26 protein-coding genes and 1 tRNA gene are annotated in these 24,826 nt (G+C 60.2%); 19 read left to right on the plus strand and 8 right to left on the minus strand.

Annotated features, from left to right (window positions below; translation table 11 throughout):
- Nucleotides 1-70: 70 nt before the first annotated feature.
- From HBN98_RS19145 to HBN98_RS19155, 3 genes are all read left to right on the plus strand, one after another.
- Entirely contained in the window at nucleotides 71-310 is a 240-nt protein-coding gene (locus tag HBN98_RS19145; protein WP_083369260.1) for a hypothetical protein, read from the plus strand.
- Nucleotides 311-483: 173 nt separating this feature from the next.
- On the plus strand, nucleotides 484-846 hold the full coding sequence (locus HBN98_RS19150) for a hypothetical protein (RefSeq protein WP_083369259.1): 363 nt from the start codon (nucleotides 484-486) through the stop codon (nucleotides 844-846).
- 134 nt (nucleotides 847-980) lie between these two features.
- Nucleotides 981-1,319, plus strand: a complete 339-nt coding sequence (locus HBN98_RS19155; RefSeq protein ID WP_083369258.1) for a hypothetical protein — start codon at nucleotides 981-983, stop codon at nucleotides 1,317-1,319.
- 175 nt (nucleotides 1,320-1,494) lie between these two features.
- Here HBN98_RS19155 and HBN98_RS19160 read toward each other — a convergent pair whose 3' ends face one another.
- From HBN98_RS19160 to HBN98_RS19170, 3 genes are all read right to left on the minus strand, one after another.
- The gene (locus HBN98_RS19160; protein ID WP_083369257.1) at nucleotides 1,495-2,250 is read right to left on the minus strand and encodes a bestrophin-like domain; all 756 of its coding nucleotides are present in this window, start codon (nucleotides 2,248-2,250) and stop codon (nucleotides 1,495-1,497) included.
- 210 nt (nucleotides 2,251-2,460) lie between these two features.
- Nucleotides 2,461-2,670: a hypothetical protein gene (locus HBN98_RS19165; RefSeq protein WP_083369450.1), complete on the minus strand. Its 210-nt coding sequence runs from the start codon at nucleotides 2,668-2,670 to the stop codon at nucleotides 2,461-2,463.
- Nucleotides 2,671-2,832: 162 nt separating this feature from the next.
- A tRNA-Ser gene (locus HBN98_RS19170) sits at nucleotides 2,833-2,920 on the minus strand.
- Nucleotides 2,921-3,042: 122 nt separating this feature from the next.
- Here HBN98_RS19170 and HBN98_RS19175 point away from each other — a divergent pair.
- Nucleotides 3,043-3,714, plus strand: coding sequence for a Bax inhibitor-1/YccA family protein (locus tag HBN98_RS19175; protein WP_027613775.1), 672 nt, complete (start codon nucleotides 3,043-3,045; stop codon nucleotides 3,712-3,714).
- Between the two features lie 70 nt (nucleotides 3,715-3,784).
- Here HBN98_RS19175 and HBN98_RS19180 read toward each other — a convergent pair whose 3' ends face one another.
- Complete coding sequence (locus tag HBN98_RS19180; RefSeq protein ID WP_083369256.1) at nucleotides 3,785-4,111, minus strand: YceK/YidQ family lipoprotein; 327 nt, start codon at nucleotides 4,109-4,111, stop codon at nucleotides 3,785-3,787.
- 58 nt (nucleotides 4,112-4,169) lie between these two features.
- A complete protein-coding gene (locus HBN98_RS19185) occupies nucleotides 4,170-4,607 on the minus strand; it encodes an Lrp/AsnC family transcriptional regulator (protein WP_007915449.1) in 438 nt (145 codons plus the stop codon).
- Between the two features lie 151 nt (nucleotides 4,608-4,758).
- Between HBN98_RS19185 and HBN98_RS19190 the strand changes: the two genes are divergently transcribed.
- A complete protein-coding gene (locus tag HBN98_RS19190; RefSeq protein ID WP_083369255.1) occupies nucleotides 4,759-5,655 on the plus strand; it encodes a DMT family transporter in 897 nt (298 codons plus the stop codon).
- Here HBN98_RS19190 and HBN98_RS19195 read toward each other — a convergent pair.
- The 3 genes from HBN98_RS19195 to HBN98_RS19205 form a co-directional block, all read right to left on the minus strand.
- On the minus strand, nucleotides 5,642-7,531 hold the full coding sequence (locus HBN98_RS19195; protein ID WP_083369254.1) for an acyltransferase family protein: 1,890 nt from the start codon (nucleotides 7,529-7,531) through the stop codon (nucleotides 5,642-5,644). The two genes, HBN98_RS19190 and HBN98_RS19195, sit on opposite strands and share 14 nt — an antisense overlap.
- A 79-nt stretch (nucleotides 7,532-7,610) precedes the next feature.
- On the minus strand, nucleotides 7,611-8,651 hold the full coding sequence (locus tag HBN98_RS19200) for an FUSC family protein (protein WP_083369253.1): 1,041 nt from the start codon (nucleotides 8,649-8,651) through the stop codon (nucleotides 7,611-7,613).
- A 46-nt stretch (nucleotides 8,652-8,697) separates the two neighbouring features.
- Complete coding sequence (locus HBN98_RS19205; protein WP_064587355.1) at nucleotides 8,698-10,323, minus strand: NADP-dependent glyceraldehyde-3-phosphate dehydrogenase; 1,626 nt, start codon at nucleotides 10,321-10,323, stop codon at nucleotides 8,698-8,700.
- Nucleotides 10,324-10,666: 343 nt separating this feature from the next.
- Between HBN98_RS19205 and HBN98_RS19210 the strand changes: the two genes are divergently transcribed.
- The 14 genes from HBN98_RS19210 (at nucleotide 10,667) to HBN98_RS19275 (ending at nucleotide 24,698) form a co-directional block, all read left to right on the plus strand.
- On the plus strand, nucleotides 10,667-11,020 hold the full coding sequence (locus HBN98_RS19210; protein WP_083369252.1) for a c-type cytochrome: 354 nt from the start codon (nucleotides 10,667-10,669) through the stop codon (nucleotides 11,018-11,020).
- Nucleotides 11,021-11,096: 76 nt separating this feature from the next.
- Nucleotides 11,097-12,425, plus strand: coding sequence for a D-arabinono-1,4-lactone oxidase (locus HBN98_RS19215; protein WP_162276315.1), 1,329 nt, complete (start codon nucleotides 11,097-11,099; stop codon nucleotides 12,423-12,425).
- 74 nt (nucleotides 12,426-12,499) lie between these two features.
- Nucleotides 12,500-13,708 (plus strand): DSD1 family PLP-dependent enzyme, encoded by a 1,209-nt coding sequence (locus HBN98_RS19220; RefSeq protein ID WP_162276314.1) that lies wholly within the window; start codon nucleotides 12,500-12,502, stop codon nucleotides 13,706-13,708.
- A 174-nt stretch (nucleotides 13,709-13,882) separates the two neighbouring features.
- Nucleotides 13,883-14,281: a hypothetical protein gene (locus tag HBN98_RS19225; protein WP_151101567.1), complete on the plus strand. Its 399-nt coding sequence runs from the start codon at nucleotides 13,883-13,885 to the stop codon at nucleotides 14,279-14,281.
- A gap of 216 nt (nucleotides 14,282-14,497) precedes the next feature.
- Nucleotides 14,498-15,109 (plus strand): transposase, encoded by a 612-nt coding sequence (locus tag HBN98_RS19230; RefSeq protein ID WP_083369248.1) that lies wholly within the window; start codon nucleotides 14,498-14,500, stop codon nucleotides 15,107-15,109.
- A gap of 74 nt (nucleotides 15,110-15,183) precedes the next feature.
- Nucleotides 15,184-16,782, plus strand: coding sequence for a ShlB/FhaC/HecB family hemolysin secretion/activation protein (locus HBN98_RS19235; protein WP_083369247.1), 1,599 nt, complete (start codon nucleotides 15,184-15,186; stop codon nucleotides 16,780-16,782).
- A gap of 12 nt (nucleotides 16,783-16,794) precedes the next feature.
- Entirely contained in the window at nucleotides 16,795-18,594 is a 1,800-nt protein-coding gene (locus tag HBN98_RS19240; protein ID WP_083369246.1) for a DUF2341 domain-containing protein, read from the plus strand.
- An 11-nt stretch (nucleotides 18,595-18,605) separates the two neighbouring features.
- The gene (locus HBN98_RS19245; RefSeq protein ID WP_064587363.1) at nucleotides 18,606-19,031 is read left to right on the plus strand and encodes an ExbD/TolR family protein; all 426 of its coding nucleotides are present in this window, start codon (nucleotides 18,606-18,608) and stop codon (nucleotides 19,029-19,031) included.
- Between the two features lie 3 nt (nucleotides 19,032-19,034).
- On the plus strand, nucleotides 19,035-19,739 hold the full coding sequence (locus HBN98_RS19250) for an energy transducer TonB family protein (protein WP_083369245.1): 705 nt from the start codon (nucleotides 19,035-19,037) through the stop codon (nucleotides 19,737-19,739).
- Nucleotides 19,740-19,793: 54 nt separating this feature from the next.
- Nucleotides 19,794-21,491 (plus strand): putative porin, encoded by a 1,698-nt coding sequence (locus HBN98_RS19255; protein ID WP_083369244.1) that lies wholly within the window; start codon nucleotides 19,794-19,796, stop codon nucleotides 21,489-21,491.
- A gap of 18 nt (nucleotides 21,492-21,509) precedes the next feature.
- A complete protein-coding gene (locus HBN98_RS19260) occupies nucleotides 21,510-22,139 on the plus strand; it encodes a DNA repair protein (RefSeq protein WP_083369243.1) in 630 nt (209 codons plus the stop codon).
- Between the two features lie 17 nt (nucleotides 22,140-22,156).
- Nucleotides 22,157-22,627 carry a YbjN domain-containing protein gene (locus HBN98_RS19265; RefSeq protein WP_083369242.1) on the plus strand — a complete coding sequence of 157 codons (471 nt, stop codon included), beginning with the start codon at nucleotides 22,157-22,159 and terminating at the stop codon, nucleotides 22,625-22,627.
- Nucleotides 22,624-23,571 carry a peptidylprolyl isomerase gene (locus HBN98_RS19270; protein ID WP_083369241.1) on the plus strand — a complete coding sequence of 316 codons (948 nt, stop codon included), beginning with the start codon at nucleotides 22,624-22,626 and terminating at the stop codon, nucleotides 23,569-23,571. The genes HBN98_RS19265 and HBN98_RS19270 overlap by 4 nt, the downstream gene beginning before the upstream one ends.
- A gap of 146 nt (nucleotides 23,572-23,717) precedes the next feature.
- Entirely contained in the window at nucleotides 23,718-24,698 is a 981-nt protein-coding gene (locus HBN98_RS19275) for a LysR family transcriptional regulator (protein WP_083369240.1), read from the plus strand.
- The last annotated feature ends 128 nt before the right edge of the window (nucleotides 24,699-24,826 follow it).

Here is a 24,826-nt window from a genome sequence, read left to right on the forward strand (position 1 = left end):
CGTCTATTTGAACTAAAAATTGACTGATAAGTCAGGATGGTTGTAGGTCACTATTCTTCGAGGGTAATCAATGCGCAACTACACGATCCAATACCTGTTCAACGGCGAGCCCCGTACTCACCATCTTGAACTGAAGCAGTCTGAGCTTGCCGTTCACGATGCCGCTATGCATCTGCTACAGCTCCATTTTGGAGATGGTGAGAACAGCTTGATCATGCCGACAGCGGACTCGACTGCTGACGAGATTCTGGAACAGGCCAGCCTGGTTGGAATTACTGAAATCGAAGTGCAGGTTGGGGTAGAGGGATAACGACCCAAATTGCCGTCGTCGGATTCGGCGTGTTCGGACGGCGGCGTTAGGCCAGAAGCGGTCACCCCATCTGCTTACTAAATCAGGGGCGTCTCAGACTCCAGCCCGCGCTCTCGCGGTGCGTCTTGAAAATGCACCTAGACTTTGCGTGGTGAGCACCTTAAGGACAGCACATGGACATCACGATTCAACGGAAGAAAGGATTGTTTGATAGCGCCTATGGCCAGGCTATTCCGCTGGCAGTCTTGTTTGATGGAACGGTCGTGGGCCGGCTGGAAACGGGTGCAAGATTGGCTTTGGACCTCCCGGACACTTGCGGGACTTTGCAAGTCGGTATGCTTGACCCTGGAAATTCGCCTTACATTGGAAGCACGTCCGGTGAGGTCATATTGACCAGCAATGCACAAAGCGTTACCCCCGGGCAGTCCGTTCAGGCTTTTTCGGTAAAGACCCGGAGATGGGTTTTTTTTGACATGCTTGGTTTGGCAGGCTCGCCTCCGTTTAACCGGTGGGTGCTGGTGCTTGAGATGGATTAGACTTAAGACGCTTCTGGCAGGCAGCAATCGGTCAATAGCAGACGTTCGGAAATAGAGATCTTCTCCCTTGTTTCTCCATCCCTGTAAGCGCCAGCCTCGATGAACCGCCACGAACAGGAAGAGACAGTCACCCTATGAGTTTGGATCGTACAAAGCGGCTGATTCATGGAGAGTTAAATCAGGAGTTCCCTATTGAAAGTCTCATCCATGTTCTTGAAGCAGCCATTGAGCTTATCTCTCTTCCGGACAATGACTTCTGCTGGTCAAGGTGGGAGGACGAAGAACAGGCAAAAAGCGAGTTGCTAGGTTTGGTCAGTACGCTGAAATCTGGCGTGTTACCCGAAAGGCTAAAGTTAGCAGTCCTGTTTGCTCCAACCGGTCCATTGCAAGAAGTCAGCCTCAGCAGTGGTTGGGCGGAACCCTTCCTCAAGGTGGCTGAGAAATATGATGAAGTTGAAGCATTACTTTGGTGAGCGGGCCAAAAACGCACTGAATCTCGACTACCAAACCGCATTTACGCGTTTTGTTGCTAAGCGTTCGTGTATGGCCGCTTTCGGGCGATTTTAGCTGGTCGCGAAAGGCCGGAAGCGGACTTCGGTTTGGTCCGCCTCGAGGCCACGACTCAGAACGCCAGCGCGTTTCTTGCCACTAGAGCTGCATGACTGCGAGCGCCCTGCGCAGGGGCTCGTCGGATATCTGGATAGGACCATGAAATGGCACATCCATGTCCAAGACAAGGTAAACAGAAGCCGCGATGAGGAATGACGAGATGATGAACATTCCTATCACCATCGAATTACGGGGAGCGCGGTATCCAAAACTGGCGAAAATGAGCGTCAACCAGGCAGCAAGCATCCCAATAAGCGGGCCAGGAATCGCTCCCTCTGACTGCTCGACGATCCTCCAGCGTTGCTCGATGAGCGAATGATATTGCTGACGAATATCCTGAAGCATCGTTTCATGGTAACGGTCCGGAGGCTTTATAAGAGCCAAAGACTTACCTATATCATCCAGATATTTAGCCGCCTCGCTGTTACGATGCTGCAGCGCCTCGTCTCCCCGATACGGCGTCTCGATAGCGCGCTCAAGGTAGGTGATAAGACGATTTCGCGTGTCTTGCGCCGCATCACCATAGCCCCGCAGTGTCCGATCAAAAATGATCATGCTGGTTGCATACCCATGAAAGTTTGCGTCAATCGACTCGAAAGTGTTTTTGGCAGAGTTGATCATCAAGCCAAAGACCAGCGATGTCATAACCACAAAAATATTGGCTACTAAACGAATTACGGAGTTGGTTTCGTCATCCCGGTGGTGGGATGCCAGCTTTGGATACCACTGCATCATAAGAAGCGACGCAGCCACGAGGCACCCAAAAATGGCTAGTGCGATCCAGAGAGAATTCATACATCAGCGCCCTGATAAATTGGAGTCAAGTCTTGAAGGATAGACCGATCGAATCTCTGCGAATTCTGCTCGGCAGATCCTGCGTCTGCACTTCGGGAATGACTCCATTATTGATGTGAACGCATGCGCTGTTCATAGGTAGATATTGGTCGAGCTCTGCCTCTCGTTAGAGGCAACGGTTCACGACCGTCTGCTTTCTGCCGATAGCGGTCACTCGGGCGCCATCAAAACCGCCAGCGTCATCTTGATGAATTCCTGATTTCTGTCGATCGTCCAGAGTGCGCCGCGGACGTTGTCAGCCACATCTGCCGACCCGCGATGCTCGACCCAGTTGGACAGTTCCATGATGGCGGCTTCGAGGGTGAGATGGTTTTCGTTGATCTTGACGATTGGGGAAGGGAGCGGGTCAGAGTTGGGTATTTTTGGTTTCTCTGTAGACGAAACCAGCGTAGCAGGGGGGATTAGTTTTTCAGGTGGCGGAACGCCGGGGAAAGTAATGGAACACATCAGTGGGGGCGTAGATTTTCTCAAACCCCAGAAACGACAAAGCCCTGAATAATCAGGACTTTGTCGTACATAAGATGGCGGAGGCGATGGGATTCGAACTCATGGACCTGTTACAGTCGACGGTTTTCAAGACCGTTGCCTTAAACCACTCGGCCACACCTCCGTTGCGTTGCGGGCGCCATAATACCTGAATGAAACACACTGTCAAACTCTGTGCATGGCTTGTTACAGAGCGTCTGTTATGATCTTTGCGACTGAACGTTTCAAACCAACAGGAGTGTCGCCATGCGCGAACAGGATTACGCAGTTCACAACAGCGTGCAGGCTGAGCAGCTAGAGGTTAGCCGCGTCCTGCGCAACACATACGGCTTGCTCGCACTCACCCTCGCATTCAGCGGTGTGATGGCGTTCGTGGCCCAGCAGATGCGTGTCGGCTACCCGAACATTTTCGTGGTGCTGATCGGTTTCTACGGGCTGTTCTTCCTCACCAACAAACTCCGTGATTCGGCGTGGGGCCTGGTGTCCGCGTTTGCGCTGACCGGTTTCATGGGTTTCCTGCTTGGCCCGATCCTCAACCGTTACCTAGGCATGCAGGGCGGCGCTGAAGTGGTCAGCTCGGCATTCGCGATGACCGCGCTGGTGTTCGGTGGTCTGTCGGCCTACGTGCTGATCACCCGCAAGGACATGAGCTTCCTCGGTGGTTTCATCACCGCTGGTTTCTTTGTGTTGCTGGGTGCGACGCTGGCGAGCATGTTCTTCCAGATCAGCGGCCTGCAACTGGCGATCAGTGCAGGTTTCGTACTGTTCTCGTCGGTGTGCATCCTGTTCCAGACCAGCGCGATCATCCACGGTGGCGAGCGCAACTACATCATGGCGACCATCAGCCTGTATGTATCCATCTATAACCTGTTCATCAGCCTGTTGCAGATCTTCGGCATCATGAGCCGCGACGACTGATAGCTGTTGTGAAATAACGAAAAACCCGCCTCGGCGGGTTTTTTGTTGTCTGCGAAAATTACAAGCGCGATCAGTTGATCACAATGCTGCCGTCCGCCTGCTGCTTGTAGATGGTGTAGGGCAACAACAGGGTGTCGAGTACGCCGGATGCGGCGGCATCAATCAGCACGCCGGGGTTGGCGTTCTTGTAATCGAACGCATCAACGCCATCCTTCAGTTCGGCATGCATCAGGCAGAAGTCGTAGGTCACGCCACTGTAGATCCGCGGTACCGCACCGCAGTAGGTTTTCTCGTTCCTGAGACGCTCAGCGGTCTTCTGGTCACTGCTCACAACGGTCTGCACCGTGCCGCACCCGCTGAGCACCAATGCCATCAGCATCACTGCCTGAATTTTCATCACCGCTAATCCTTAGTCGGAAAAACCTCAATCTACGCCGAACTCGCGCAAAACGCACTCACGCCATCGGCGGCAATCGACGTTTGACCGGGGTTTTCTTGACGATCGCGGTGTTGGTTTCAGCCAGGGTATTGAGCCGGTCGAGCAGGGTGTCGAGTTGCTCCATCGAGCGCACGTGCAGGCGCGCGATAAAACAGTCTTCGCCGGTGACCTTGTCGCACTCGGTGAACTCCGGTATCGACAGGATCTGCCGTTCCACTTCCTGCAATTGCCCCGGCAGCGGTCGCACCCGGACGATCGCCTGCAGTTGATAGCCGAAGCATTTGGGATCGATTTCGACGGTATAGCCCTTGAGCACGCCACGCTCTTCCAATCGGCGTAACCGCTCGGCCACGCTGGGCGACGACAGGCCGCTGATCTGCGCCAACGCCTTGAGCGAGCGGCGCGAGTCTTCCATCAGGGCACTGATGAGGATCTGGTCGATATCGTCGGTCATGGAGGCAACTCCGGGATTAGGCATTTGAAGGAAACCACCCGCGATAAAGAAGGCAGAAATCCAGTTTAGCCTGCTTTTTACGCTGGAGGCGTGCGCGGTCGGCTTGGCATACTTTTGCCACGCTTTCGTCAAACGCTAAGGAAGATCGATGATGGACAAAACAATCCGCCGCGGCTCATTCGAAATGACCGCTGCCATGCTGATTTCCGGAACCATCGGCTGGTTCGTGCTGGTGTCCGGGCAACCGGTGCTGGATGTGGTGTTCTGGCGCTGCGTGTTCGGCGCCGGCACGTTGCTGCTGATCTGTGCCGCGTTCGGCTTCCTGCGCCCGGGCATTCTGACCCGCACTACGTTCCTGTTGGCGGTGCTCAGCGGCGTCGCGATTGTCGGCAACTGGGTGTTGTTGTTCGCCTCGTATTCCCGGGCGTCGATTGCTATTGGCACCGCGGTCTATAACGTGCAGCCGTTCATGCTGGTCGGTCTGGCGGCGTTGTTTCTCGGCGAGAAGATCACCCTGCAGAAGCTGTTCTGGCTGGCGATTTCCTTTCTCGGCATGTTGGCGATCGTCAGCGCCCATGGCGGGCAGGGCGAGAGCGGTGGCGACTATCTGCTGGGGATTGCGCTGGCGTTGGGTGCGGCGTTGCTCTACGCGATAGCGGCGCTGATCATCAAGCGCCTGACCGGCACGCCGCCGCATCTGATCGCGCTGATTCAGGTCTGCACCGGGGTGTTGTTGCTCGCACCGTTCGCGCACTTCAACGGCCTGCCGCAAACCACCGGCGCGTGGGCCAGTCTGGTGACGCTGGGCATGGTTCACACCGGCCTGATGTATGTGCTGCTGTACGGCGCGATTCAGAAGCTGCCGACGGCCCTGACCGGCGCGCTGTCCTTCATCTACCCGATTGCGGCGATCTTCGTCGACTGGTTCGCCTTCGGCCATCGCCTGGAACCGCTGCAATGGCTTGGCGTGGCGGCGATCCTGCTGGCCGCTGCCGGGATGCAGCAAGGCTGGGGCTTGAAAACCCGGCGTCAACTCAAATCGGTTTGATCAGATCGCGGAACAGTCCTTTCAACTGCTGGTTGCCGGCATCCACCAGATGGTTGTCATCAAAGTACAGCGGCACGCCGTTCCTTGAACCCATGCAATGGCCGTTGGGGCACAGGTACGGCGTCGGATCGATCACCGTTGCGTTGCAGCGGCTGGCCGCGGCTTCAATAGTTGCGATGGCGACGCGGTTGCGCTTCTCGTACGCCTGCAACGGCAAGGAAATGTCCGTGGTTTGTCGAAACAGTCGCTGATTCAGGTTCAAGCCCTTGTAGACGCTGAACGGCATTTCCGGGATCGGCTTGACGATATAGACCGGATGGTTTTCAGCGATCGAGCAAACGGTGCTGACGTATTCTTCGGTGTAAGCCTCGGCAAACGAGGCCTGCCGCTCGGGAAAGGAAATCCGGTAGCTGTTTTCCCGGCCCGAATCCGCGTACAAAGCCGCGCGGCTGAACAGCACCACCGGGATGCCGGCATACGCGGTTTTCAGCTGTTGCAGCTTTTCCTGATTGAAGCCCCGGCACTGGCTTTCGACGGTCTTGTCGTGCATTGCAAAGTGCGCCAGGGTCGGGCAACCGCCCCGCGACCATGACAACGCCGCCTGAGGGTTTTCCATCTGCACCGCTGCTGCGGTCGATTGCGCATGGCTGTCGCCGTAGAGAATCACCGAAACTTGTCCCGTGCCCAGTTTGCAATCTGCGGCCGCGAAGGCGTTGGGGTAGCACTCCTGGGGGTACAGTTTGCTGGTGTATTCCGGTTGGCCGAATTCGACCAGTGCCGGGCGCCAATCGGGGTGTTGCTTGACCAGCGAAGACATCGTGGCCGACACGGCAACCACCCCCACGGTCAGCGTAGCGAACTTGATCACTGTGCGTGTCGCGGTGGTACCGTACTTCACCTTCGATTCGACCCGGTAGAAAGAGAGGGCGCCGAGGGCGAACGACGCGATGAACGCGCCGACCACGTGTGGCCAACTGCTCAACAGCCCGCACAGGTACAGCAACACCACCAGCGGCCAATGCCACAGGTACACCGAGTAGGAAATACTCCCGATAAATTGCAGCGCGGAATGGCTGCTGAACAGCGACCGGGTGTTGCCGTGAATCACCAGCATCGTCCCCAGCACCGGCACCAGAGCCAGATAACCCGGCCATAGATCCTGTTCGGAAAAGCACAGCACACTGACTGCAATCGCCAGCAACCCAAGTCCTTCGCAGATCGCGCCGCCGCGCTGGCCGAGCCGCAGGGGAAACAGAAACACCAGCCCGCCCGCGATCATTTCCCACGCGCGGGTAGGCAGCATGTAGAACGCGAACGTCGGGTTGAGGCGGGTCACGACGATGGATGCTGCGAGTGACATCAACGCCAGGGCAACCAGTGCCAAGCGGGTTCTGTCGGCGCCGAAGAACCTGTGCAAGCCCATGATCAACACGGGGTAGAGCATGTAGAACTGCCACTCGACCGACAGCGACCAGGTGTGCAGCAACCAGTTTTCATGCAGGGGGGCGGCAAAATAGTTGCCACTCTGGGCGAAGCTGAAGTTCGAGCTGAACAGCAGGCTGCTCTTGATTGTGCGGATCGTTTCGCGCAGGTCGTCCAGTGGCAGGTACAGGTAGCCGAAAATCAACAGCGCAACGCACAAGGTCAGCAGGGCGGGAATGATGCGGCGCGCGCGTGAGGCGTAAAAGCCGAGGAGGGAAAAGTTCTGTTGTTGCACGCCTTTGAAGATGATGCCGGTCATCAGGAAACCGGAAATGACGAAGAACACGTCTACGCCGACGAATCCGCCTGCGAACCCAGGCACCTTGAAATGAAACAGCACGACCGAGAGCACGGCCAGTGCCCGCAGGGCGTTGATACTCTTCCTGAATTGCATTTATGCGTCCATGTCACATCGGTTGTGCGGCGCATTGTAGTGATGATGTCGTTTTTGTTACATGGGTTTTTTCGAGAACTCAGATGTTCCAGCGCGGCGCGGTCACTGCCAGACGCTGGCGCAGTTCGCCGGTGTTGGCGGCCAGTTGCCGGGTCAACAGACGATAACCGTCGAGGGTGTTGTAGACCGGTGTGTCGAGGCTGGCGTCGGGCAGTTCGAGCGGGCGCTCGAGACGTTGTGCCGCACCAGTCTTCAAGGCCCGGGCCATGCCGATCAGTTGCACGCGGATCACCCGGTGCTCGGCCCGTAGCGCCGATTGCAGGTGGGCCATGGCGTCGGGATCGTTTGCATCCGGTCGGGTGTTACCGAGGATTTCCAGGGTGCTGACGCACATCCGCAGGTTGCGCTGGATCGCATCCAGTTCGGTCATGGAAATCTTCACTTCCTTGGACACCGATGGCATCAGCGAGCGCAGTTGCACCATCACCGTGGTCACCCGGGCCATCAGCTTCAGGTGTTCATCGGCGCTGACCGGTTGGCCGCTGATGATCCGCCCATACAACGTGGCGCAGTCGCGCAAGGCATCGGCCAGGTTGTAGCGCCACGAATACACCGCGTACAGCGGCAGGGCGAAGGAAAACGCCAGGGCCAGGGCGATGCCGATCAGGATGTCGACCCCACGCCACAAGCCGTCGGTGATCGGGTTGTCGCCATGCCCGGCGACAATGAACACGGTGATCGCCGAGAGCAGGGCGGTGTAACCACCCTTGCCGATCGCGTGATAGGAGAAAAATCCGCAGACCACCGCCATGGCGAAGTACGTCAGCCACGGCAGGCCCAGCCACGCCTGTTGCGCCACCAGCAGCAGACCGACGCCGGCACCGATCAGGGTGCCGGTGGCGCGTTCGGCGGCTTTCTTGCCGATGTTGCCGTGGTGTTGCAGGCCGCCGATCACCACCAGCATCGTCACCGAGGCCCACTCACCGTGGGGCAGGTTGATGCCGGTGGTCAGCAGGATGGTCGCCAGCAAACCCAGCGCCACCCGCACCGCGTGAATCAGCCGGGCGTGCCGGTAGCGGCGATAGGGGTCCAGTAACGGACGCAGGATTCGCCGCAGCAGCTGTGGCAGTCGGTGGGTGCTGAATGTACTCAGTGCAAGGTCCTCGTCAGAAGATGTAGTCGGTGGTCAGGAAGCTCGAATCGCGGCCGCGAATAATTTCGCTGATCAGATCCTTGTTGCTGTCCTGGAACTTGGTCGCCACCAGCGTGCGGATCGAAAATACCCGCAACGCATCGTGTACCGACAGCGTACCCTCGGCGGAGTTCTTGCGCCCGTTGAACGGATAGGTGTCCGGCCCGCGCTGGCACTGGGCATTGAGGTTGATCCGTCCGACCTGGTTGGCAAAGGTATCGACCAGTCGGCCAATCGCCACCGGATTGGTGCCGAACAGGCTCAGTTGCTGACCGAAATCCGATTCCAGCACGTAGTCGATCACGGTATCGAGATGACGGTACGGCACGATCGGCACCACCGGGCCAAACTGTTCCTCGTTGTACACGCGCATCTGCGGCGTCACCGGGTACAGCACGGCCGGGTAGAAGAACGACTCGCGACTCTCGCCGCCGTTCGGGTTGACCACTTGCGCACCCTTGCTCTGCGCGTCGGCCACCAGACCGTGCAGGTAATCGACCTTGCCCGACTCCGGCAACGGCGTCAGTGCCACGCCGCTGTCCCACGGCATGCCCGGCTTGAGGGTGGCCAGTTTGGCGTTGAATTTTTCGATGAAGGCGTCGACCACGTCCTCGTGCACAAACAGGATCTTCAGCGCGGTGCAGCGCTGGCCGTTGAACGACAGCGAACCGGTCACCGCTTCGCTGACGGCGTTATCCAGATCGACTTCCGGCAGGACGATGCCAGGGTTCTTCGCATCCAGGCCCAGCGCGGCGCGCAAGCGGTGTGGTTTCGGGTGCAGCTTCTTCAGGTCGCTGGCGGCCTTGTTGGTGCCGATGAAGGCGAAGATGTCGATCTTGCCGCTGGCCATCAGCGCGCTGACGGTCTCGCGGCCGCTGCCGTAGATCACGTTGATCACGCCGGTCGGGAAGCTGTCGCGGAACGCTTCGAGCAACGGGCGAATCAGTAGCACGCCGAGCTTGGCCGGTTTGAACACCACGGTGTTACCCATGATCAGCGCCGGAATCAGCGTGGTGAAGGTTTCGTTCAGCGGGTAGTTATAAGGCCCCATGCACAGCGCGACGCCGAGCGGCACGCGGCGGATCTGGCCGAGGGTGTCCTGTTCCAGTTCGAAACGGCTGGAGCGGCGGTCGAGTTCTTTCAGCGCGTTGATGGTGTCGACGATGTAGTCGCAGGTGCGATCGAACTCTTTTTCCGAGTCCTTGAGGTTCTTGCCGATCTCCCACATCAGCAGCTTCACCACCGCTTCGCGCTGCTGGCGCATGCGGCCGAGGAAGGCTTCGACGTGCTGGATACGCTCGGCCACGCGCATGGTTGGCCACAGGCCCTGACCGCGATCATAGGCACGCACGGCGGCATCGAGCGCGGTAAGGGCGGTGTCGGCGTCGAGCAGCGGCGTGCTGCCGAGAATCACTTGTTCATCACCGTTTTCGCCGTGCAGGTACACAGGGCTGCGCACGGTGGCAAGCGGGCCATCCCAGCGCCGCAGTTCGCCGTCGACGAGGTATTCGCGTTGTTCGACTTGACCGTCGAGACGGTATTTTTCCGGGATGTCGCTGACAGAAGGGAACAGGTTGCCAAGGATGTTTGCTGTGGTCATGTCGCTACCCCGTGTTGATGTCCGCATACAGATCAAAAAGTCTGTACAGGTTATACGCCTGAATACGCTGAAATTTAAACCCGTGAATGTCACGCGAATGTCACGCCAAACCCCGGAACAGAGCGGCAATGCTCACACCCAACCCTGTAGGAGCTGCCGAAGGCTGCGATCTTTTGATTTTGTTTTTCAAGTGCAAGGTCAAAAGATCGCAGCCTTCGGCAGCTCCTACAGGGGGGATGTCCCCGGATGGCCCCCTCGTTGTCCCGCAATGCCCTCAACCCGCTGCCGTGCCTGCCTTAAGGTGGGATCACAACAATAAGCGATGCCACCCTTGAGGATCGTTATGCGGGCCATCCGATTCACCTTACTGCTGGCGCTGTTCGTGACGCTGTTCGGCTGTGGCGAAAAAGCCCAACCGCCAGCGACCACGCGCAACGCCACACCTTCCGACCCCGCACTGGCGCAGATCTACACCAATAGCTGCCAGCTGTGCCATGCCAACCAGGCCGCCAACGCACCGCTCACCGGCGATCGCAAAGCCTGGGAGCCGCGCATTCAGCAGGGCGCCGACACGCTGCTCGACCACGCCATCAACGGCTACAACGGCATGCCGCCGATGGGCCAGTGCGTCGAATGCTCGGAAGAACAATTCCTGCAACTGATCGGCTTCATGGCCGACCAGCCCCTCCTACAATAAGGGCGCGCGCATGACCATGGATCTGACACGGCGTCAGTTGTTGCAACGGGCAAGCATCGTCGGCGCGTTCAGTGCGCTGGCGGCCAACCCCGCGCTGGGGCAGTTGATGCGCGCACCGCGGCTGATTCCCTGGCGCAACTGGTCGGGCGGGCAGAGTTGCCTGCCGGCGGCGCGGCTGGCGCCGAAAAATCTTGATGAGTTGACCGCGGCGATTCGCCAGGCCCAAGGCAAGATCCGCCCGGTCGGCTCGGCGCATTCCTTCAGCGCGCTGGTGCCCACTGACGGCACGCTGCTGTCGCTGAGTTACTTCACCGGTCTGCTCAATCACGACCCGAACACCCTGCAGGCCGAGTTCGCCGCCGGCACGCCGATGTCGCGCATGGGCGTGCCCTTGAAGGATGTCGGTCAGGCCCTGCAGAACATGGCCGACATCGATTATCAGACTCTCGCCGGGGCGATTTCCACCTCGACCCATGGCACCGGCAAGACCTTTCAGTCGTACTCGGCGCATGTCAGCGGCATGCAACTGGTGACGGCCAGCGGCGAGGTGGTGGACTGCGACAGCCTGCGCCACCCTGAAGTGTTCAACGCCGCTCGCGTGTCGCTCGGCGCCCTCGGCGTGGCGACGAAAGTCCGCCTGCAAAACCGTCCGGCGTATCGCCTGCGCGAGCGCCAGTGGATCGCCAAGACCGAAGAACTGCTCGAAGACCTCGACAAGAACACCCGGGAAAACCAGCACTGGGAAATGCTTGTGGTCACCCATTCCGACTACGCCTTGTCGATCGCCCTCAACGAAACCGGCGACCCGGCCACGCCGCCGATTCCGCCTGAAGAGGAGGGCGGCAACGAGTTCGTGACGCTGATCGAGAAGATCGACAAATACGGCAGCGACTTCCCCGAGCTGCGCCGCACGCTGCTCAACAGCCTGCGGCATCTGGCGAGTTTCGATGACCGGGTGGGCGACTCGTTCGACATCTACGCCAACGTGCGCACCGTGCGCTTCAACGAGATGGAATATTCGGTGCCCGCCGAGCACGGCCCGGCCTGCTTGCGCGAAATCCTCAAGCTGATTCAGGACAAGGACCTGCGCACCTGGTTTCCCATCGAGTACCGCTACGTCAAGGCCGACGACATTCCGCTGAGCATGTTCGAGGGCCGCGACAGCTGTTCGATCTCGGTGCACCAGCATTACCAGATGGATCACCACAACTTTTTCGCCGCGGTCGAGCCGATTTTCTGGAAGTACAACGGCCGTCCGCACTGGGGCAAGTTGCACACGCTCAATGCGCGCACGCTGCAGCCGCTGTACCCGCGCTGGCGTGAGTTTGTCGATGTACGTCGGGCGCTGGACCCCAGCGGCAAGTTTCTCAACGCGCATCTGTCGTCGATTCTGGGGGTGAGCTGATGGCGGTCAATCGACGCAATTTTCTCCTTGGCAGCCTGGGCGTCGGGGCTTTATTGGTGGGCGTGGGCGCCTGGCTGCGACCCGGTGATCGTGGCGGGCTGTACAGCGAGTATTTCCGCGCGCTGAACGAAGAGCTGAAGCACAACGGGCCGATGCGTCCGGTGCTGCTGATCGACCTGGATCGCCTCGACCACAACATCGACGTGGTGATGCAATCGGTCAGGCGCGGCGCCAAGCACCTGCGGCTGGTGGAAAAATCCCTGCCGTCACCGGGGTTGTTGCGCTACATCGCGCAACGGGCCGGGACGCAGCGCTTGATGTCGTTTCATCAACCGTTTCTCAATCACGATGCGGTCACGTTTCCCCAGTCCGATATCTTGCTGGGCAAACCACTGCCGGTGCGTTCAGCCGAATTGTTTTATCAGAGCCACAAAGGCCCGTTCGACCCTTCGAAGCAACTGCAATGGCTGCTCGACGGACCAGAGCGCTTGCAGCAATACCTCGCGTTGGCGCAGGGGCTCGGCACACGGATGCGCATCAACATCGAACTGGATGTCGGCCTGCATCGCGGCGGGGTCAGTGATGTGAAGGTGTTGGGGCAGATGCTCACGCTGATCAGTGCCAACCCGCAGCATCTGGAGTTCGCCGGGTTCATGGGCTACGACCCGTTCGTGGGCATGGGCGTGCCGGGGATTCTCGGTTCGCCCGAGGAGTTGTTCACCAAGGTCATGCTGATTTATCAGCGCTGCGTGGATTTCACCCGGCAGCAGTTTCCGACGCTGTGGCATGACAACCTGTGCCTGAATACCGCCGGCAGCCCGAGCTATCGCATCCACGAAAACGAGCAGTTGAGCACCGAGGTTTCGGTGGGCACGGCGATGCTCAAACCGACTCACTATGACCTGCCGTCACTGGTTGACCACCTGCCGGCGACCTACATCGCCACCCCCGTGCTGAAAAGCACCGGAGCGGTGAACATTCCGGCGCTGGACGACAAATCCATGCTGTTTTCGTGGTGGGACGCTAACCAGCGTCAGACCTTCTTCATCTACGGCGGCAACTGGATGGCCGAGTTCGAATCGCCGCCCGGACTCCAGAGCAACGGCGTTTACGGCCGCAGTTCGAATCAGGAGATGGTCAATGGCTCCAACGCAGTCGGCCTGACCATTGAAGACCAAGTGTTCCTGCGTCCGACCCAGACTGAGGCCATGCTCCTGCAATTCGGTGATCTGCTGGCGGTGCGTGGCGGGAAGATTGTCGACACCTGGCCCGCTTATACCTGATGACCAAATCGCACAGCGTGCGACCTATATCCCGGGGCCGTCTACTGTCAGGTTTTACAGTAGACGGGGTGTTTGTGTCGCGCGCAATAATTTGCTGCAAGGCGTCGTCGTTGAAGGGGCAAATATTACCTTTAGGCGTTCTTCACAAATCCCACTTAAAGATAGGTGATGCAAATGGCGACTACCGGTAATTTCAGCTTCAAAACCGACGCGCATGGCAGTTTTCAGGCTAATGAACTCACGCTCAGCGAGGTCGGCAATCTGTTTAAAGTGGCTGCAGTCCAACGTATTAATGCCAAGTCTAGTAATTGGTTTTCTATGGATATCGAGAAGTTTGAGGGAACAAAAACCTTCAAAGATAAGCAATTGCCCGTGATCAAATATATTTCCAGGAGTGATGATTTCACTTTTAAATACACCGTGAATTCTGGATCTCTGACGGCCACCATCAAGGCAGGGGTGTTTGCAATCAGTGGAACATTGGACCTTGAAATGACCGCCGATCCTGACAGTGATTCACAAGGGCCAAAAACACTCAGAATCACCGATGGCGTATTCGATCTGAAAAACTGATTCACCGCGTTTATCTGCATTATCCAGAACCGTGGGAGCGAAAGTCTCGATCCCACGGTTTTTTTACGCCTGTGAGTTCTTTGCCAATTCATTAATGAAGCTTTCATGACAAAAGTTCGGTAGCACATAGCCAGTCCGGTCATGCCTATGTAACGCGCTTGAGGGGCCCAACGGGGCGCTTTTCACAAGCCGAGGCGGGACGCCGGGAGTGAGGCAATGGGGACTATGGAACGCTACTCGAAAGTGGGCATGCAGGAGCTCGATCAGCGCCTGTCGAAGATCGTCGAAGCGGCGCGCAAGAAGCCGGTTTCGGTGTATCGCTACGGTGCGCCGTGGGTCTGGATCGTGTCGCAGGAAGACTGGCAGGGCGCCTTGAAAGAGGTCTCCAGCTACATTCCGCCGGGCCACTCGCTGGTGTTGCTGCGCCCGCAGATCGACGACTTGCTTGACGCCCACCAAGGCCTCCTGCATGACCTCAACGCCGCGCCCGGCATGCTGATCCCCGCGCAAACGGTCATGCACATCCTGCTCCTGCAACTGCTGTATTCGGTGCCCAGCGAACAGCAGCTGTTCGAACAGCTCAATTACAACCTGTTGTTCCGCTGGTTCGTCGGCCTCGGCCTGAACCAGAAAGTCTGGAGCTACAACGTCCTCAGTCGCGACATCGCCACGCTGCTCAATGAGCCGCGTGCGGTGCTGCTCATTCAAAAAATCATCGGCGAAGTGTTCTGCGGTGCCTTGCTGCAAATGCCCGAGTTCTCTCTGAACTTCGCGCTGTTGCACACCTGGCTCGGCAAGCACAGCGGTGCCTCGCACGTCAGCAATTAGCCGCGCCCGCCATTGCCGCAACACACGAGGCGCGCAACAGCGCCAACAGGGTCATCGCGAATTCAGGGGGTAGTGTGGATCAGATTTTCACGTCACGGCTGGCGCTGTGGGGCTGGCTGCTGGTGACGGCCGGCGCTCAGCCAGCGTTCGCCGACGAGGCCGCCGACAGCGCAGCGCCGCAGCGTCTGGTGGACGTCAACGAATACTTCGTGCGCGGCAACACCGTGCTCGATGCCCGGGCGATTGAAGAGGCGGTGTACCCGTTTCTCGGCCCGCAAAAGGCCATGAGCGACATCGAAGGCGCCCGCGATGCCTTGCAGAAGGCCTATCAGCAACGCGGCTATCAATCGGTGTTCGTCGAACTGCCGGAGCAAGCGGTGGCCGACGGCATCGTCTACCTGCAAGTCAGCGAAACCAAGGTCGGCCGGGTGCGGGTGGTTGGCGCCAAACACTATTCGCCGCTGGACATCCGCGACAACGTCCCGGCGCTGAAAGAAGGCGAGGTGCCGGACTTCGCCAAGGTCCAGGGCGAGCTGGCGCAACTGAACAAAACCCCGGGCCGCCAGGTCATGCCGCTGGTGCGCGAAGGTCAGCGCCCGGGGACCATGGACGTCGATTTGCAGGTTGAGGACCAGAACCCGTGGAGCGCCAGTGTCGGCCTCAACAACGACTACAGCGCCGACACCGAAAAGCTGCGCGCCGTGACCAGCCTTGGTTACAACAACCTCTGGCAGCTCGGCCACAGCATCAACCTGACGTACTTCACCGCGCCACAGGACACCGACAACGCCAAGGTCTGGTCGGGCTCCTACACCGCGCCACTGACCGAGCGCTGGAGCGTGCAGTTCTCCGGTTACCAGTCCGACAGCAACGTCGCCACCATCGGCGGCAGCAACGTGTTGGGCAAGGGCCACTCCTACGGCGTGTCGGCGATCTACACGCTGCCGTCCAGCGGCAGCTGGTCGAACTCGCTGTCGGCTGGCATCGACTTCAAGGACTTCGACGAGCGCCTGACCTTGTCCGGCGAGAGCGACAAGGTGCCGCTCAAATACGCGCCATTCACCTTCGCCTACAACGGCTTCCGTTACACCGAAAAGAGTCAGCTCGGCCTCGGCCTGAGCCTGGTGGCGGCCACGCGCAGCCTCTTCGGCTACGGCAGTTCCGACGAAGAGTTCGACTACAAACGCTACCGCGCCAACCCGAGTTTCGCCGTGGTCAAGGGTGACAGCAATTTCACCTGGACCTTCGACAACGACTGGCAGAGCGCGAGCAAAGGCGCGTTCCAGCTGGCGTCGGGGCCACTGGTCTCCAACGAGCAATTTTCCGCCGGCGGCGCGACCTCGGTACGCGGATATCTGGCCGCCGAGCGCACCGGCGATGACGGCGTGCTGCTCAGTCAGGAGTTGCGTACACCGTCACTCGCGAAATACGCCGGCAGCTGGATGCAGGAGTGGCGCTTCTACGCCTTTGCCGAAGGCGCGCAACTGTACCTGCGCGACGAATTGCCGGATCAGGACGCCAGTTACGCCCTGGCCAGCGTCGGCCTCGGCACCCGCGCCAGCCTGAGCAAATGGCTGTCCGGCAGCCTCGACTGGGGGTACCCGCTACTCGAAGGGCCGAACACCTCGAAGCAGGAATCGCGCCTGCACTTCAACCTTCAAGCCACTTTCTAAAGGAGCACGTTCATGCAGCGCCTCATTCTTTCGTTGTTGATCTGCCTGGGCTTCGTGCTCCCGGCCACGGCTCAGGCCTGGTGGCAGGACGACTGGCACTACCGTAAACAGATCGCCGTCGATACCACGCCGCAGGGCGCCGGGATCAATCAGGCCCTGGGCCGCACCGCGCTGCTGGTGCGCCTGCACACCGGCAACTTCACCTTCGATGGCGTCAAGGAGGACGGTTCGGACCTGCGCTTTGTCGCCGCCGATGACAAGACCGTGCTCAACCACCAGATCGAAAGCTTCGATGCGCTGATGGGCATGGCGCTGATCTGGGTCGATGTGCCGAATGTCGAGGGCGGCCAGCGCCAGGACATCTGGATGTACTACGGCAATCAGAAGGCCCCGGCCACCGGCAACGGCCAGCTGACGTTCGATCCGAATTACACCGCGCTGTATCACTTCGACGGCGCCACCGGCACCCCGGCCAAAGACACCACCGCCTACGGCAACACCGCGCAAAGCGCCACCGGCGCGGCGATTGACGGTGTAGTCGGGCGCGCCTTGCAGTTCAGCGGCCAGCCGTTGCTGCTGCCGGCCAGTCCGTCGCTGCAGCACAACGCGGGCAGCGCGTTCACCTTCAGCGCCTGGCTGCGACTGGATCAGGCCAATGGCGAGCAACTGATTCTGGCCCGTCGGGAAGGCGCCAACAGCCTGCTGGTCGGGGTCAATCAAGGCGTGCCGTTCGTGGAGATCGACGGCCAGCGCGCGGTCGCCACTCAGGCGCTGAATCCCGGTCAATGGCAACACGTCGCACTGACTGCCGAAGGCACGAAAGTCAGCCTGTTCATCAATGGTCGTGAAAGCGCCACGCTCGCTCAGGCGATGCCGGCATTCAACTCGGTCATGGCCATCGGTGCGGATCTTTCCCCGAGCGCCTTCCAGCCGTTCGTGGGCGCCATCGACGAACTGCGCCTGTCGAAAGTCGCGCGTCCGGCGCCGTTGTTGCTGGCCGATGCCACCGCGCAAGGCGCCGAGTCGAAACTGGTGGCCTACGGCGTCGACGAAGAACAGTCCGGTTTCGGCTTCGGCAGCCTCGGTTTCCTGCTCAATGCGGTGCCGGTGGACGCCTGGGTAATCATCGCTGTGCTGGTGCTGATGATGTTCCAGTCGTGGATCATCATGCTGCGCAAGAACCACACCCTCAGCCGCGTGAGCAAGGCCAACGAGGACTTCCGCGAGCAGTTCGCCAAGGTCGGCACGCGCCTGGAAATGTTCGCCGACGACACGCAATTGGCTCAGCGCCTGCAACATTCGCCGCTGTGGCGCCTGTACACGGTGGCGGTCAAAGAAATCCGCACCCGCCGCGAGCAGGGCGCCGATACCTCGTCGGTGTCCGCTGCGACCATCGAAGCCATTCGCTGCTCGATGGACGGCGTGCGCACCCGCGAGAACCAGGCGCTCAGCTCGAAACTCTCGACCCTGTCCAACGCCATCGCCGGCGGCCCGTACATCGGTCTGCTCGGCACCGTGCTGGGGATCATGGTGGTGTTTCTCGGCACCGCGATGGCCGGCGACGTCAACATCAACGCCATCGCCCCGGGTATGGCGGCGGCCTTGCTCGCCACCGCCATGGGCCTGTTCGTCGCGATCCCGGCGCTGTTTGGCTACAACCGCCTGATCACCCGCAACAAGGAGGTCAGCGCCGACATGCGTGTATTCGTCGACGAGTTCATCACCCGTCTGGCGGAGATGCACGGCGAGAGCCAGTTCAGTGAGGCGTCGCACCCGCGCGGCCATCACGCCAACCACTCCGTACCGGCCTGAGGAGCACTGACATGGCGTCCGTAAATGCCTCCCACGACGATGACGAAGATGCAGCGGTGGACAGCATCAACATCACTCCGCTGGTGGACGTGCTGATGGTGGTGCTGGTGATGTTCATCCTTACCGCCACCGCGCAGGTCTCGGGGATCCAGATCAACCTGCCCAAGGCCAGCGCCTCGGTGTCGCTGTCGGAGGCCAAGACCAAGGCGATTTCGGTGAATGACGGCGGTCAGGTGTTCCTCGATGCCTACCCGGTGACCCTGTCTGAGCTGGAGGAACGCCTGCGCATCGAGAAAGCGCAGAACCCTGACTTCCCGGTGATCGTGCGCGGTGACGCGACGGTGCAATACCAGAAAGTCATTGAAGTGCTGGATCTGCTGCGCCGGCTCGAACTGTCCCAGGTCGGTCTGGTGACCGGCAAACCGACGCAGGGCTGAGTGATGACTGCACAACTCCCGATCGAGCCACTGCCGGTGAAGGGCTCGCCGCTGCGTTACGTGAAGTGGGGCGCCGGGCTGCTGCTCGGCGCGCTCGCCGCGTACCTGCTGTGGCAGTGGGCCAACGACATGAGCGGCATCCGCCGTGAAGCGCCAAAGGTGCCGACGATTATTCCGTTGCCGCCACCACCGCCACCGCCCCCGGAAAAACCGCCGGAGCCGGAAACCCCGGTGGAAGAAAAAATCGTCGAGCCCGAGCCGACGCCCGAGCCGCAGGAGGTCAAGCCCGAGGAGGAAGCACCGCCATCGCCGGCGGACGATCTGGCCAACCCGATGCAAATGGACGGCGACGCGCAGAGCGGCAGCGACGCTTTCAACATCGGCGCCGGCAAGGGTGGCGGTATGGCCGGTGCTGGCGGCGGGCGTTTGGGCACGGGCACCTACAGCCAGTTCCTCGCGTTCACCTTTCAGAGGCTGCTGCGCGAGAACCCGGACCTGCGCAACCTCGCGTTTTCGTTGCAGGCCGATGTCTGGCTGAGCGCCGTCGGCGAGATCACGCGCGTGGAGCTGATCAAGTCCAGCGGCAACCCCGAAATCGACACCCAGGTACTGGCGGCGCTGCGCAATGCGCCGCACCTGAGCGAACGGCCCCCGGCCTCCATGACTTTGCCTGTGCGCCTGTCCCTGCAAGGGCGGCGTCCGGGTTAACCGAACCTATTTATTGCCAAGCATTTGAGCTTTGCCAAAAGGAGTTGTGTGCAGATGATTTCCAATGTGAATCGATTGTCCCTGGCGGTCGGCATGGTCATCGCGACCCTGGTCGGTCAGGCCGCGGCAGCGCCTGCGCCCTCGGAGAACGCCACGATCAATCTGATCCGCTTGCTGGTCGAGCAGGGCATTCTGAAACAGGACAAGGCCGACGCGCTGATCGCCCAGGCGCAGAACGAAGCCGCTCAGGCCAGACAGGCCGTTGCATCCACTGCGGTCGCAGCCGGTCCGGTGGCCGCCCCGGGCGATGTGCGTGTGCAATACGTGCCCGCCGCGGTGCGTGACCAGATCCGTGATCAGGTCAAGGCCGAGGTCATGGCCACCGCCAAGCAGGAAAACTGGGCCGCGCCCAACACCTTTCCGGACTGGGCGTCGCGCATCAGCTTCGACGGCGACATCCGCCTCCGTGACGAATCGCGCTACTACTCGGGCAGCAACAGCAACGAAATCGTCGACTTCGCCAAACTCAACAACAACGGCCCGTACGACGTGAACCCCAACAGCAGCACCAACCTGCCGCCGTTGCTCAACACCCGCGAAGACCGCACCAACCTGTTCCGCCTGCGCGCGCGACTGGGCATGAAAGCGGTGATCTCGCCGGAATGGACCGCCGGCATCCGCATCGGCACCGGCTCGGACAACAATCCGGTATCGACCACGCAAAACCTCGGTGGCGGTTTCGCCAAGAAAGACATCTGGCTCGATCAGGGCTACCTGAACTGGAAACCCACCGACGAGTTGACCCTGACCGGCGGGCGTTTCGCCAACCCGTTCATGTCCACCGACATGCTGTATTCCAACGACCTCAACTTTGACGGCGTGGCGGCGATTTTCGACCACAAGCTCAACCGCGACTGGGGTGTGTTCGGCACCGTCGGTGCGTTCCCGGTGGATTACACCAACGACACCACCACCAGCAACGGTTTCGACAAGGAAGAAAGCGACAACAAATGGCTGTACGGCGCGCAACTCGGTGCCAAGTGGGCGATCAACAGCAACAACCGGCTCAAGGGGGCTTTGGCCTACTACCGCTTTGACGACATTCAAGGCCAGCGCTCCAGCCCTTGCGCACCTTGGGCCGGCGCCCCGGGCTGCGACACCGACGGCACCCGCGCGGCGTTCATGCAGAAAGGCAATAGCGTGTTCCTGCTGCGCGACATCACGCCAAACCCGGCCAATCCGACCACCACGCCGCAGCCGCAATTCGTCGGTCTGGCGTCGGAGTTCAATCTGCTCGACCTTAACCTGGTGTGGGACGCCGATCTGCCGCAAGACTTCAAATTGCGCAGCCAGGGCAACTACATCCACAACCTCGGTTACGACGAAGGCGACATGCGCAAGCGCTCCGAGGGGCAGATCGTCAACAACCTCAACAGCAATGGCGAGATCGAAAGCGGTGCCAATGCGTGGATGGTGCAGTTCACCCTCGGCAACGCGCTGGACCTGAAGAAGCAGGGCGACTGGAACATGTTCGCTGGCTACAAGTACATCCAGCCGGACGCCTTGCCTGACGGCTTCAACGATTCGTCATTCCACCTCGGCGGCACCAACGCCAAGGGCTACTTCCTCGGCGGCAATTACGGTCTGGCGAAGAACGTCTACGCCACCGGCCGCTGGATGAGCACCGAAGCGGTGTACGGCGCGCCGTTCGACATCGACGTCTTGCAGCTTGAGATCAACACGCGCTTCTAAGGCGCCGGGAGTACGGTCATGCACGCACGAGTTTTACTGTTGGGGCTGAGTCTGTTCATCGCTCAGGGAGCCAGTGCCGAAGGCATGGAGGAGCGCCTGCGTACCCAGTTGCGCAGCACCACCCAGCAATTGCAGGCGTTGCAAAGCCAGCAGGCCCAGGCCAGCGCCGCGCAACTGGCGGCGCAGAACGAAGCCAAGGCTGCGCAGGCGCAGATCAAGCAATTGACCGCCGAACTGGCCAAGGCCAAGGGCGTCGCCGAGCAGTTGGCCGACCAGCAGCAGAACCTGCACAGCCAGGCGCAGGCGCAAGTCGCGGCGAGCAACGAACAGGTCGGCAAGTTCAAAAAGGCCTATGACGAGTTGTTGGTCATGGCCCGTGCCAAAGAGGCAGAACGGTCTAAGCTTCAAGCGCAATTGGCTGAACGTGACACACAAGTGCAGCAATGTTCAGTCAAGAATCAGCAGATGTACGGCGTCGCCAAGCAGATCCTCACTGCCTATGAAAACATCGATGTGGCCGAGGTGATGAAGATCCGCCAGCCCTTTGCGGGCAGCGCCCGGGTCAAGTTCGATGAACTGGCCCAGGGGTTCGGCGACGAGCTTTACAAGACTCAATTCGACGCGCCGCAAGCCGCGCTCGCGCACTGATAAACAAGGAAGACACAATGACTCAATTGATCACCCACGTTTCCCCGCAATCGCTGACCGAAGTCCTGCAAGCGGCCGGTTATCGCGTCAACCAGACTGAACAGAACGGCATCGTGCAACTGCTCAGCGCCAGCCAGGGCATCGGCTATGCCGTGCGTTTCGGTAACCCGGCGGTGGAGCAGGGCAGCTACGTCGATTTCACTTTCAGCTGCGCGCTGCGGGTGCAAGGTGAGTTGCCACAGGGCGTGGCCGAACAGTGGAACGCCAGCCGCCGCTTTGCGCGACTGTCGTTGCAGGGCGAGTTTCTGGTGATGGAGATGGACGTGGTGGTGGCGGCCGGCGTGAGCAACGATCACCTGCGTGGCAACCTCGAATTGTGGGATCGCCTGCTGCAGGAGTTCATCGTCTACCTGCGTGATTTCAGCCAGGCCGCGCAAGCTTCGACAGCCAACGTCGCGGTCGCCGAGCAAGAGGAAGTCGCGCTGTGAAAAAGCCTGCCATGGTGATCAGCGCTGCGGCTGTAGCGCTGTTGGTGGTAGCCGTGGCGCTGGTGCTGCGACCGGGCACTGACCCGGTTGCCGCTCAGCAATCGTCGCCCATGGCGGCGGTTGCTGCGGGGCCGGCGGTGGCGCGGTTGGGTAATCAGCAGGTGACGCCGCAGGAATTGCAGGCGTTGCTGGCGACAGTGCCGCCGGCGACCCGCGAGCAATTGCGCGGCAATCGTGAGGCACTGGAGCGCTGGCTGCGCACGCGTCTGGCAGAGAAAGCCGTACTCGAACAGGCCGACGCCCAGGGCTGGGCGCAGCGTCCGGATGTGGTGCGGCAAACCCGGGCCGCCAGCGAGCAGATCATCTTCCGTGATTATCTGCGCTCGGTCAGTGAGGTGCCGGCGGACTACCCGAGTGCGGCTGAATTGCAGCAGGCTTACGACGCCGGCAAGGCCAACTGGGTGACGCCAGCGATGTATCGCGTCAGCCAGATTTTCCTCGCGGTGCCGGATGCCCAGAACCTGGAAGCCGTGCGCAAACAGGCCGCTGAGCTGAGCAAGAAAGCCCAAAGCACGCCGGGGGATTTTGCCGCGCTGGCGACGCAGTATTCACAGGATCGCCTCACCGCCGAACGTGGCGGCGATACCGGGCTGCAACCGCTGCAGCAACTGGTGCCGGAGGTCCGGGGGGCGGTAGCGAAGTTGAAGGTCGGCGCGGTGTCCGATCCGGTGCAGAGCGCCGCCGGCTTCCATGTGATCAAACTCACCGAACAGCAACCGGCGCGCACCGCGACACTGGATGAGTTGCGCGACCAGCTGACCCAGGCCTTGCGGGCCCAGCGCCAGGAGCAAATTGCACAGGCGTACCTGGACGGGATGCTCAATACCGCGACGCTGAGTATCGATGGGGCCGAATTGAACAAGGTCCTCGAAACCAACCAATAAATCACCTTGTGGGAGCGAGCCTGCTCGCGAATGCGGTGTGTCAGGCACCGTAATTGTTGAAGGTGCTGACGCTTTCGCGAGCAGGCTCGCTCCTACAGTGGATTGTGCTGCACTCAAGACCAACAAAGATCGACAGGGAGTCATCGATGTCATTCACCGAACCCGCAGGACGACAGGGTAGCCCCGACTACCGTTGGGCACAGGGCGAACGCGAGCCGTGGCTGGCGCAAGCCGCGACCATCGATGCCGACGTCGCGCAATTCTTTCTGGTCAGTGCCCGCTGCGGCTGCTTCATGCAGGCGGCGCGCAGCCTCAATGTGCGGTCGACTTTGCTGCGCAAGCAACTGGCGCAGCTTGAACAGGAGCTGCAGCATTCGCTGTTCAGCTTTCAGGGAAGCGCCCTGAGCCTGACGCGCGAGGGCCAGCAACTGCAGGCGCAACTGATGGCGCTGGCCCACGAGCGCAAATTGCCGGTGGTCGAGCAGCCGCTGATCCGCCTGGCCGTTGCCGAATCGATCCTGCATGACATCCTTGGTCGGGACCTGATCGCGCTGTTGCGCCGCAACGCCAGCGTGCGTCTGGAGATCATCGCGCTGGACAGCGAACTGTCGTTGCGTGCAGTCAGTGCCGACGTGGTGCTGTGGCTGGCCCACGGTGAAAGCCCCAATCCCGGTCCGACCTTCGCCACCAGTCAGCCGCAGGCACTGGCGCGTCTGGATTACCTGCCGCACATCGCCAAACGCTATTCCCGGGTCACCGCGCGCCCGGCCAGTGCCGACGACCTGAGCGATTTCATGCTGGTGCAATGGCAGCACGACCGGCAGATCGACAGCTTTCGGCCGTGGAATGAGTTGGTCGAACAACGTCTGGCCGGCGTGGTGCAGATGCAGTCCTATGAGCTGATGCTGGAAATGATCCGCTGCAGCGCGTGCATTGGTTTGCTGCCGGCGTACATGAGCCGCTTTGATCGCGGGTTGGTGGCGCTGCCGGGGCTGTTTGACGAGCCAATGCAGCTGCAGGCATGGCTGGCGGTCAACGTTGAATCCCTGGACGTCGCCGAAGTGCAAACTTTGGTCGAACTGATCCAGCACACCTTCAGCGAACGCCACGAATGGTTCCAGAATTAACTCAATCCCCTGTAGGAGCTGCCGCAGGCTGCGATCTTTTGATCTTCAAAAGCCAAGTCAAAAGATCGCAGCGTGCGGCAGCTCCTACCGTTTGTATGCGTCGGACTTTGCAGTTTAGAGTGTCTGGC

This window comes from Pseudomonas koreensis, assembly GCF_012986595.1.
GTDB lineage: Bacteria > Pseudomonadota > Gammaproteobacteria > Pseudomonadales > Pseudomonadaceae > Aquipseudomonas > Aquipseudomonas koreensis.